This window comes from Agromyces albus, from assembly GCF_004134825.1.
Taxonomy (GTDB): Bacteria; Actinomycetota; Actinomycetes; order Actinomycetales; family Microbacteriaceae; genus Agromyces; species Agromyces albus.
Genome location: NZ_SDPN01000072.1, coordinates 1 through 10539, shown reverse-complemented (window position 1 = coordinate 10539; position 10539 = coordinate 1). Strand labels below are relative to the sequence as shown.

Genomic DNA, 10539 nt, shown 5'->3' with positions numbered 1-10539 from the left:
GGCGGCACCGGCGGAGCAGCGGGACGCCCGACCGCGAAGGGCGGGGTCCACGACGGCAGGCCGGCGGGAGCGTACGGCGCGGCCGGTTCCTGGGGAGCGGGCGGTTCGGCTGCGGGGCCGCGATCGAGCGGCGCGCCGACGATCGGGAGTGCCCGCGTTGCGGCATCCGTCGCCGATGGAGCAGAGTCGGCGAGCGAGAACCAGTCGAGCACCTCTTCGCGGCGAGGGGCGGGAGTGCGCTCAGGCGTCGGTGGCGGCGGCGGGACCACCGGTGGCGTCGACGCCGAGCGCCTCTCGGAAGGCGGCACGGGAGGCGGCACGACGGGGGGCTCGTTGCGGGCGGGCGGGCGCCCGGCGGCGAGTTGGGCGAGCAGCCAGTCTGCTCCCCCTTCCGTGCCGCTCGTGTCGCGCCCGTCAGCGTTCATCAGGCCAAGCCCAGGTCTTCCAAGCCGATCGCGTAGAGGTATGGCACGCCGGCGGCCTCGATGACCTCGCGCGCGCCGGTGGCACGATCGACGACGACGGCGACGGCCGCGACCTCGGCTCCGACCTTCCGCAGGGCCTCGATCGCCTTGAGCGGCGAGCCGCCCGTGGTCGACGTGTCTTCGAGCACGATCACTCGCTTGCCCTCGAGGTCGGGGCCCTCGACCTGCTTGCCGCGGCCGTGGTCTTTGGGCTCCTTGCGCACGACGAACGCATCGTAGGCGAGGCCGCGAGCCGCGCCCTGGTGCAGGATCGCCGCGGCGACCGGGTCGGCGCCCATGGTCATGCCGCCGACGGCGGAGACGCCGGGCACGTCGTGGATGAGGTCGAGCATGACCTGCCCGATGAGCGGAGCGACCCGGTGATCGAGGCTCACCTTGCGCAGATCGACGTAGTACGAGGCCTTCTTGCCGCTGGTCAGGGTGAAGTCGCCGTGGAACACCGCATCGGCCGAGATGTGGTCGATGAGCTGCCGACGTGCGTCGGTGATGTCCAGAGGCTCTCGAATGGTCACCCGAATACTCTACGGCCCGCACGCCGTGAGAGCAGGATCGGATGTCTCGGGCATGACGAAAGCTCACATCGACGACGAAGGGCCGCCCCGCGGGGTGTCCCTCCCCCGCGCGGCGGCCCTGCGCTCGGGGACTGCGACCCCGGGCTCGCGGCGCCTAGACGGTGCGCGCGAACGTCTCCTTCGGGAGGCGACGGTATCCGTCGCGGCCCGCGTTGAAGATCGATGCGGAGATGGCGGCGACGGAGACGACGCCGAGGAGCAGGATGGCGGTGAACACGATGATTTCCTTTCGAAGATGAAATGGGCTGGTCGAGCGACCGTTGCGCCGTTGCACGTGTTCGACTTCTCCATTGAACCGCGAATAACCATTCAGCACAATCGCATAGTTCTTCATGAATAGTTTAGGCTGGCTACATGGACGTACATCGACTCGACCTCTTGCGCGAGCTCTCCGAGCGCGGCAGCGTCACGGCCGTCGCCGACGCGACCGGTCGCACCCCTTCCGCCGTCTCTCAGCAGCTCAAAGTGCTCGAGCGCGAGGCCGGGATGCCGCTGACGGCACGCAGCGGGCGGGGCATCGTGCTGACGAGCGCGGGCCAGGCACTGGCTCGAAGCGCCGCCGACATCGCGATCGCCCTGGAGCGCGCCGCAGCGCTGTGGGACGAATTCCGCAACCATCCGAGCGGCGAGGTCACGCTGCTCACCTTCCCAACGATCGGTGCGACCCTGTTGCCGAGCGTGCTCATCGACCTGGCCCAGGTCGCCGGGCTCACCGTGCGCTGCACCGACCTCGACCCCGAGCTCGAGGAGTTCGCCGATCACACGGGCGACTACGACATCGTGCTCGCCCACACGATGCCGGGCCTGCTCCCATGGGGCGGCCGTGGCCTGCGCGCCGTCCCGCTGCTCACCGAGCCGCTCGACATCGGCCTGCCCGCCGACCACCGCCTCGCGGGCCGCGCGCACGTCACGGCGGCCGACCTCGTCGACGAGACCTGGCTCGGGGTCCCTATGGGCTACCCGTTCGAGCGCATCCTGCACGAGGTCGAGCAACAGGCAGGGTCGCGGGTGCAGGTGAGCCAGCGGTTCAGCGACATGCGCATCATGGAAGCCTTCATCGAGGCGGGGCTCGGCATCGCCTTCGTGCCGCGCTACACGTCGGGCCCCGTATCGGCCGGCATCGTGCTGAAGCCGCTCAGGGGCGTGGCATCCGCTCGCCAGATCGTGGCCCTCGTGCGACCGGATGTCGCGGAGCGCCTCGCCGTGCGCACCGTGCTCGACGTGCTCGTCGATCGTGCCGCGCGGCTCGAGTCCGCGCGCGCGGCCGCATAACGATCGTTCCCGGCGACCGGAATCTCGCGTCACGGTCGTGCCGGGTACACTTCGGCAGCATGGGCGATGACGCGATCCTGTTCGAGGTGTCCGACGGGCTGGCGCACGTCACGCTCAACCGCACCTCACGACTGAACGCCGTCGACCCCGACGCGATCCGCCTGTGGCGGTCGATCGCGCACGAGATCGCTGAGCGCAACGACATCGGCGCCGTGCTCTTCGACGCGAACGGTCGCGCGTTCTGTGCCGGTGGAGACGTGCTCGCGATGTCGCAACTCGCGGCAGGGCAGCCCGACGCTGACGCCGTGATCACCGGCCTCGCCGACCTGATCCACGACGGGCACCGGGTGCTCCGCGAGAGCACGAAGCCCATCGTCGCGGCGGTGCAGGGCCCGGTCGCCGGAGGCGGGCTCGGCTTCATGCTCGTCGCCGACGTCATCGTCGCCTCCGAGCGCGCCACGTTCGCGAGCAGGTATGCGCATGTCGGTCTCACCCCCGATTGCGGCGTCAGCACCCTGCTGCCCGAGGCCGTCGGCACTCGGCGCGCGCTCGAGCTCACCCTCACCTCGCGCACCCTCTCGGCGACGGAGGCACTCGAGTGGGGACTCGTGACCGAGGTCGTGGCACCCGAAACACTCGACGGTCGCGCCCGTGAGATCGCCGCGTCGTGGCTCGACGGGGCGACCGGCGCATTCGGTCAGACGAAGCGGCTCATGCGGTCGGGACTCGGTCGCCCCTTCCGCGAGGCGCTCGACGACGAGGCCCGCACGATCGGGGCCGCGTTCGAGTCGCCGCACGCGCGAGCCGCGGTTGCTGCATTCGCGAGGGCCTCATCCGCACGCGCACGCGCTGCGAGCGATGTTGCGCCCGCGCAGGAGTGACGGTGTTCGGCTGGAGTGCACGGAGCGGATGCCTCCACGCGAACAAGCTCACTCCAGCGGAGCTCCCTGACAACGAAACGAGATGAGGAGGTGCGGATGCAGGACCCGGCAGAGCAATTCGCGGGAATCGCCGCGGAGATCGCCCGACGCGTGCAGGCCGCGCAGCTGACCGTCGCGGCGGCCGAGTCGCTCACGAGCGGCGCGCTCTCGAACGCGCTCGGAGCGGGGCCTGACGCATCCGACTGGTTCCGCGGGGGCGTCGTCGCCTACGCCGAAGACGTGAAGCGGGAGCTCCTCGGGGTGACGGCCGAATCGGTCACGTCGGCGCAATGCGCGCGCGAGCTCGCCACGGGCGTCGCCCGCGTGCTGGGCGCCGATGCCGCGGTCGCGGTGACGGGTGTGGGCGGCCCCGAGCCCGCCGACGGCGTGCCGCCGGGCACGGTGTTCGCCGCCGTCACCGTGCGCGGGGCGACTCACGACGAGCGCTTCGAGTTCGACGGCGACCCGTCGGAGGTCGTGCACCAGACGGTGCGCGCCGCGCTCGAACTGCTGCGCGATGCGCTGCCGCCGTCTGCGTGACCGCTCAGTCGTGCTGCGGGAACCCGAGGTTCAGGCCGCCGTGGCTCGGGTCGAGCCAGCGTGAGGTGATCGCCTTCTCCTGGGTGTAGAAGTCGAAGCCCCGCGGGCCGTAGGCCTTGGCGTCGCCGAAGAGCGAGTCCTTCCAGCCGCCGAACGAGTGGTAGGCCACGGGAACCGGGATCGGCACGTTGATGCCGATCATGCCGACCGTCACCTCACGCTGGAAGCGCCGAGCGGCACCGCCGTCGTTCGTGAAGATCGCCGTGCCGTTGCCGTAGGGCGACTCGTTGATGACGCCGACGCCCTCTTCGTAGCCGTCGACGCGCACGACCGAGAGCACGGGCCCGAAGATCTCGTCGCGATACACCTTCGACGAGGTCGGCACCTTGTCGACGAGCGTCGGGCCGAGCCAGAATCCGTCGGGCTCGCCGTCGATCTCGACGCCGCGTCCGTCGACCACGAGCGAAGCGCCGTCGTCGACGGCGACGTCGAGGTAGCCGGCCACCTTGTCGCGGTGCTCGCGCGTGATGAGCGGGCCCATGTCGCAACCGCGGGTTCCGTCGCCGATCGTGAGCCGCGACATCCGCTCGGCGACCTTCTCGACGAACTCGTCGGCGATCGTGTCGACCGCGAGCACGACCGAGACGGCCATGCAGCGCTCGCCCGCCGAGCCGAAGCCGGCGTTCACGGCGGCGTCGGCGGCGAGGTCGAGGTCGGCGTCGGGGAGCACGAGCATGTGGTTCTTCGCGCCGCCGAGCGCCTGCACGCGCTTGCCGTTGCGTGCCGCCGTCTCGTAGATGTACTTCGCGATCGGCGTCGAGCCGACGAACGAGATCGCACGCACGGTGGGGTGCTCGAGCAGTGCATCGACCGCGACCTTGTCGCCGTGCACGACGTTCAGCACGCCGTCGGGCAGGCCCGCCTCCTGCATGAGCCGCGCGAGCCAGATCGCCGCGGAGGGATCTTTCTCGGACGGCTTCAGCACCACGGTGTTGCCCGTCGCGATCGCGAGCGGGAAGAACCACAGCGGCACCATCGCCGGGAAGTTGAACGGGCTGATGATGCCCACGACGCCGAGCGGCTGCTTCGTGGAGTACACGTCGATGCCCGTCGAGACGTTCTCGGAGTGCTCGCCCTTCGTGTAGCCCGGCATCGCGCACGCGAGCTCGACGACCTCGAGTCCGCGCGCGATCTCGCCCGCGGCATCCGACAGCACCTTGCCGTGCTCGCTCGTGAGGATCGCCGCGAGCTCGTCGGTGCGCGAGTTCAGGAGCTCGCGGAACGTGAACATGATCTGCTGCCGCTTCGCGATCGAGGTGTCGCGCCAGCCGGGGAACGCGCGAGCCGCCGCTTGCACGGCGGTGTCGACGTCGTCAGTCGACGCGAAGCGAACGCGCTTCTGCTCGACGCCCCGGGCGGGGTTGTAGACGGGGCCGGTGCGCTCGGAGTCGCCGGCGACGGATGCCCCGTCGATCCAGTGCTCGACCATGGTCGCCTCGGCGGCCTTCGCTTCGGTTCCGGTGGACGGTGCTGCTGATGTGGTCTGGCTCATGAGTCAGCCCTCTCCTTCGAGTGCGGTGCTCAATACTTCATCGTAGATCGCCATGGCTTCGGCGACCTCATCTGCGGTGACGATGCATGGAGGCACCACGTGGATTCGGTTGTCCATCACGAACGGCAGGAGTCCTCGCCCGACGAGCGCGGACTTGATGCGGCCCATGGCGGACGGCGCGAGCGGCTCGCGGGTCTCGCGGTCGGCAACGAGCTCGAGCGCCCAGAACACGCCTACACCGCGCACCTCGCCGATGACCGCGTGCCGTTCGGCGAGGTCGTCGAGCGCCGGACCGATCACCGTGTCGCCGACGTCGCGCGCGTTCGCGACGATGCCCTCTGACTCCATCGCGTCGAGCGCCGCGACGATCGAGGCCATGGCGAGCGGATGCCCCGAATACGTGAGCCCGCCGGGGAACACCCGCTCGTCGAACGTCGCCGCGATCGGGTCGGAGATGAGCACCCCGCCGACGGGCACGTAGCCCGAGTTCACGCCCTTCGCGAAGGTGATGAGGTCGGGGCGCACGTCGTAGCCGTCGAAGGCGAACCAGCGTCCGGTGCGGCCGAAGCCGCACATGACCTCGTCGAGGATCAGCAGGATGCCGTGCCGGTCGGCGAGCTCGCGCACGCCCGCGAGGTACCCGGGCGGCGGAGTCAGGATGCCGGCGGTACCCGGGATCGTCTCGAGCAGGATCGCGGCGATCGACGACGGCCCCTCAGCGAGGATCACGTGCTCGAGGTGGCGAAGGGCGCGCTCCGACTCCTGCTCGGGCGTCTCGGCCCAGAACTCCGAGCGGTAGAGGTAGGGGCCGAAGAAGTGCACGTGCCCGCGGGCGAACTCGTTCGGGATGCGCCGCCAGTCGCCCGTCGCGACCACCGCCGCGCCCGTGTTGCCGTGATACGAGCGGTAGGTCGAGAGGATCTTGTCGCGGCCCGTGTGCAAGCGGGCCATGCGGATGGCGTTCTCATTGGCATCCGCACCGCCGTTGGTGAAGAAGACCTTGTGGAATCCGGATGGCGCGTGCGAGACGATGCGCTTGGCCGCTTCGCCGCGCGCGAGGTTCACCGTCGCCGGGGCGATCGTCGTGAGCAGCTCGGCCTGCTCGCGGATCGCCTGCACGACCGCCGGATGCTGGTGGCCGATGTTGACGTTCACGAGCTGGCTCGAGAAGTCGAGGTACTCACGGCCGGCGTGGTCCCAGACGCGGCATCCGAGGCCGCTCGCGACGACGAGCGACGACGGCTGCGCCTGCGCCGACCAGGAGTGGAAGACGTGGGCGCGGTCGAGCTCGCGGGCGAGCTCGTCGAGGCTCTCGGTGAGGCTTTCGGTGACGTTCTCGGTCATGGCGTCGGTGCCTTTCGTGTGTGTGATGGATGCCGCGGCCGACCGGGACGCCGCCGGCCGCGGCATCCGCTCGCTAGTTGCCGCCCTCGGTGAGCTCGACCTCGATGGGCTCGAAGCCCTCGCCCGTGAGGTCGAGATCCTCGCCCTCGAGCTCGTCGAGCGCCTGCTGGATCCACTCGTTCGTCCACGCGGTCGCCGGCGGCTCCTCGGTGATCGGGCTCGCACCCGACTCGTTCACGGCGCTGAGCGCTCCGGCGACGGTGGCCTCCCAGGCGGCCTCGTCCATCATGCCGATGCCGTTCGGCGACGGCCAGATGAGCTTGTTCGTCTCGTTGACCATCCACAGCTCGTGGCTCGGACCCCATCCGGAGCCCTCGCCGATCGTGATCTCCGACGCCTCCTCGGGGTTCTCGGCCGCGTAGACCCAGCCCCTGATGACGGCCTTCAGGAACTTGACCGTGGTCTCCTGGTACTCCTCATCGGACTCGAGTCGTTCGGTGTCGGCCCAGATCGCGTCTTGGAGCATGGCGCCCTCGGTGTCCTCGTAGCTGATGACGTTGAAGTCGTCGGGCTGGTAGAGCTCCCCGGTGTCGGGGTTCGCCGTCTCGAGCAGCTGTGCGTACTCGTTGTAGGTCATCGCCTGGGCCGCGTCGATGTCACCCTGCAGGAAGGCGTTCATGTTGAAGTCCTGCGTGATGATCTCGACGGTCGACGAGTCGAGGCCCTCTGCTGCCATGGCCGCGAAGATCTCCCACTCGTTGCCGAAGCCCCACGAGCCGATCTTCTTGCCCTCGAAGTCGGCCACCGAGTCGATGCCCGAGTCGGCCCACGACACCTGCAGGGTGCCCGAGCGCTGGAAGATCTGCGCGATGTTGGTGAGGTTCGCGCCCTGCTCGATCGAGCCGAGCACCTTCGGCACCCAGGCGATCGCGTAGTCGACGTCGCCGTTCGCGAGCGCGTCTTGCGGAACGATGTCGCCGCCCGACGGGATGATCTCGACGTCGAGGCCCTCGTCCTCGAAGTAGCCGAGCTCCTGCGCGGCGAAGTACCCGGCGAACTGGCCCTGCGGCAGCCACTGCAGCTGGAGCTTCACTTGCGTGAGCTCGTCACCGCCGTTGCCGTCGCCGCCGTCGCCGCCCCCGTCGCCGGGTGCCGCGCATGCGGTGAGTGCGAGCGCCGCCGACAGGGCGATGGCGCCGATCGTCGCGAAGCGACGTCTGCTGTGGTTCATGTCGGTCCTTTCGTGTTGCGGTGCGGTGTTGGTGCGGTCCGCCAGGGCCGGGGCCGTGGTGGTCTGGCGTCAGGGGCGTCGTTGCGCCTGAGGGGCGTGGCGCTGCAGCATCCGTTCGAGGCCGAGCGTCACGAGGTAGAAGAGGAGGCCGAGGGCGATGGATGCCACGACGTAGGCCCACGCGCGGGCGTAGGCGCTCGACGCGGCCGACGTGGAGATGAGCCCGCCGAGGCCGCCGCGCGGGCCGCCGAAGTACTCGGCGACGAGCGCGGAGATCACGGCGAGCGAGGAGGCGATGCGGATGCCGGTGAGCATGAACGGCCGCGCGGTCGGCAGTGTGAGCGTGCGAAGCACCTGGCCCGAGCTCGCGGCGTACGCCTTCATGAGGTCGCGGTGCACGAGCGTCGTCTGCCGGAATCCGCGGAGCGTGTTGATGAACACGGGCACGAACGAGGCGAGGGCGGCGATCGCCTGCCGGCCGAACTGGCTGTCGGCGCCGTACATCGAGTTGAGCACCGGCGCGAGCGCGACGATCGGGATGACGGCGAGCGAGGCGACCACCGGGGCGCTCATCTGGTCGACCGCACGCCAGCGGGCGGCGAGTGCGGCGAGCGCGATGCCGACGAGCGATCCGACGATGAGGCCGATGAGCGCGTTCGAGCCGGTGAGGATCGAGGCCGAGAGGATCGACTCCCAGAACTGGATGAACTCCTCGATGATCGATGCCGGGCTCGGCAGCAGGTAGTCGGAGACCCCCACGACGGTCACGAGGAACTGCCAGACCCCGAGCACGATGACGCCCACCGCGACCGGGGCGACGATGCGGAACGTCGTCTCGGTCTTCGGGCCCATGCGCGTCGCGGTCGCGATGGCCATCAGCGGTTCTCCAGTCCGCGTGGGGCCGTACCGACGGGCGCGCCCTGGTGCAGGGCCTCGCGCACGGCGGTGACCATGTCGAAGAAGGCGCGCTCCTCGCGGAGCTCTTCGGTGCGGGCCGCACGGGCCGCGTCGGCGCCGAGCCGCATCGGCACGATCTCCTGGATGCGCCCCGGCCGCGGCGACATCACGACGACGCGGTCGGAGAGGAACACCGCCTCGGGAATCGAGTGCGTGACGAACACGACCGCCGCGCCCGTCTCGGCCGAGATGCGCACGAGGTCGGACTGCATCTTCTCGCGGGTCATCTCGTCGAGGGCCCCGAAGGGCTCGTCCATGAGCAGCAGCCGCGGCTGCTCGGCGAGCGCGCGGGCGATCGCGACGCGTTGCTGCATGCCGCCCGAGAGCTGGTCGGGGTAGCGGTCGGCGAAGTCGGCGAGGCCCACCATGTCGAGCAGCTCGGCCACCCGAGTGCTGCGAGCAGCGGATGCCACGCCGTGCAGCTCGAGCGGCAGCGCGACGTTCGCGGCGACCGTGCGCCACGGCAGGAGCCCCGCCGACTGGAACGCGATGCCGTACTCCTGGTCGAGCCGCGCCTGGCGTGCGCCCTTGCCGAACACCTCGACGGTGCCGGCCGTGGGCTCGTCGAGGTCGGCGATGAGCCGCATGAGCGTCGACTTGCCGCAGCCCGACGGCCCGATGAGCGAGACGAACTCGCCGGCTTCGACGGTGAGGTCGATTCCGGTGAGGGCCTGCACGGCGCCCGAGCGGGTGTCGAAGGTCTTGTCGACCCCGATGATCTCGACGGCGGTGCTCATGCGTGTTCCTCGTTTCGTCGGTAGTTCGAGAGGATGACCCCGAGCAGGGCCACCGAGCCGGCGGCGACGAGTCCCAGCACGATCGCGCCGAAAATCGGACCCCATGCCTTCGCCGGGTCACCCGAGGCCTGACCGGCGAATTGGATGAGGATGCGGCCGATGCCGCCCTGCAGCCCCGTCGACACCTCGGCGACGACGGCGCCGATGACGGCGTTCGCCGCGCCGAGCCGGAGGGCCGGCAGGAGGTAGGGCACGGCGGCCGGGAAGCGCAGCTTCACGAGGGTCTGCCAGTAGCCGGCGGCGTAGGTCTCCATGAGCTCGGTGTGGATGCGATCGGGCGACTGCAGCCCCTTGAGGGCGCCGATCGCGATCGGGAAGAACGCGAGGTAGCTCGCGATGAGCGCCACCGACATCCAGTCCTGCCATTCGAACGCACCGATCTCGATGCGCGAGCCCCAGCTCTTCACGATCGGCGCGAAGGCGATGAGCGGCACCGTCTGGCTGAGCACGATCCAGGGGAGGAGGCCCCACTCGGCGATGCGCCAGCGCTGCATGACGAGGGCGAGGCCGACGCCCACCACGACGCCGACGAGCCACCCGGCTGCGGCGATGCCCAGGGTCGTGAGCGCGGCGAGTGCCACCGCAGCCCAGAGCGGCAACGCGTCATCCGCTCGCGTGACCGGCTCGAAGAGGCGGCCGAGCATGTCCCACACGTGGGGCATCGCGAGATCGGTGGTGCGCGGCATGATGCGCAGGTCGCCGACCTCGACGCCGTTGGCCGGACCCACGAGCTTGTAGCCCTCCCAGAGGAGGGCGATCGCGAGTATGCCCGCGAGGCCCCAGATCCACGTGGCGAATCCGCGGGCCCGGCCGGCGCGGCCAGTGCCGGCACGCCGCGGTGGTGCCGCGCGGGCGCCCGCGTCTCCGGG

Annotated in this window: 11 protein-coding genes and 1 pseudogene; 3 read left to right on the top strand and 9 right to left on the bottom strand. The window is 70.2% G+C overall.

Annotated features, from left to right (window positions below; genetic code table 11):
- From ESP51_RS19725 to ESP51_RS21210, 3 genes and pseudogenes are all read right to left on the bottom strand, one after another.
- A pseudogene (locus tag ESP51_RS19725) lies at positions 1-425 on the bottom strand (hypothetical protein); the annotation flags it as partial.
- Entirely contained in the window at positions 425-979 is a 555-nt protein-coding gene (gene pyrE, locus ESP51_RS19720; RefSeq protein WP_129522574.1) for an orotate phosphoribosyltransferase, read from the bottom strand. The gene pyrE and the pseudogene ESP51_RS19725, both read right to left, overlap by 1 nt.
- Positions 980-1151: 172 nt before the next feature.
- Positions 1152-1274 (bottom strand): hypothetical protein, encoded by a 123-nt coding sequence (locus tag ESP51_RS21210; protein WP_277871104.1) that lies wholly within the window; start codon positions 1272-1274, stop codon positions 1152-1154.
- A gap of 137 nt (positions 1275-1411) precedes the next feature.
- Between ESP51_RS21210 and ESP51_RS19715 the strand changes: the two genes are divergently transcribed.
- The 3 genes from ESP51_RS19715 (at position 1412) to ESP51_RS19705 (ending at position 3789) form a co-directional block, all read left to right on the top strand.
- The gene (locus ESP51_RS19715; RefSeq protein ID WP_129522572.1) at positions 1412-2329 is read left to right on the top strand and encodes a LysR family transcriptional regulator; all 918 of its coding nucleotides are present in this window, start codon (positions 1412-1414) and stop codon (positions 2327-2329) included.
- A gap of 59 nt (positions 2330-2388) precedes the next feature.
- Positions 2389-3210, top strand: coding sequence for an enoyl-CoA hydratase/isomerase family protein (locus tag ESP51_RS19710; protein WP_129522571.1), 822 nt, complete (start codon positions 2389-2391; stop codon positions 3208-3210).
- 96 nt (positions 3211-3306) lie between these two features.
- Positions 3307-3789, top strand: coding sequence for a CinA family protein (locus ESP51_RS19705; RefSeq protein ID WP_129522570.1), 483 nt, complete (start codon positions 3307-3309; stop codon positions 3787-3789).
- A gap of 4 nt (positions 3790-3793) precedes the next feature.
- Here ESP51_RS19705 and ESP51_RS19700 read toward each other — a convergent pair whose 3' ends face one another.
- The 6 genes from ESP51_RS19700 to ESP51_RS19675 all read right to left on the bottom strand — a co-directional run.
- The gene (locus ESP51_RS19700) at positions 3794-5278 is read right to left on the bottom strand and encodes a CoA-acylating methylmalonate-semialdehyde dehydrogenase (protein ID WP_241843276.1); all 1485 of its coding nucleotides are present in this window, start codon (positions 5276-5278) and stop codon (positions 3794-3796) included.
- A gap of 66 nt (positions 5279-5344) precedes the next feature.
- Positions 5345-6685, bottom strand: a complete 1341-nt coding sequence (locus ESP51_RS19695) for an aspartate aminotransferase family protein (RefSeq protein ID WP_129522568.1) — start codon at positions 6683-6685, stop codon at positions 5345-5347.
- A 73-nt stretch (positions 6686-6758) separates the two neighbouring features.
- Positions 6759-7916 carry an ABC transporter substrate-binding protein gene (locus tag ESP51_RS19690; protein WP_129522567.1) on the bottom strand — a complete coding sequence of 386 codons (1158 nt, stop codon included), beginning with the start codon at positions 7914-7916 and terminating at the stop codon, positions 6759-6761.
- 69 nt (positions 7917-7985) lie between these two features.
- Entirely contained in the window at positions 7986-8792 is an 807-nt protein-coding gene (locus ESP51_RS19685) for an ABC transporter permease (protein ID WP_129522566.1), read from the bottom strand.
- On the bottom strand, positions 8792-9610 hold the full coding sequence (locus tag ESP51_RS19680; protein ID WP_129522565.1) for an ABC transporter ATP-binding protein: 819 nt from the start codon (positions 9608-9610) through the stop codon (positions 8792-8794). The genes ESP51_RS19685 and ESP51_RS19680 overlap by 1 nt, the downstream gene beginning before the upstream one ends.
- The coding region (locus ESP51_RS19675; protein ID WP_422386866.1) for an ABC transporter permease at positions 9607-10539 on the bottom strand (933 nt) is incomplete at its 5' end. The genes ESP51_RS19680 and ESP51_RS19675, both read right to left, overlap by 4 nt.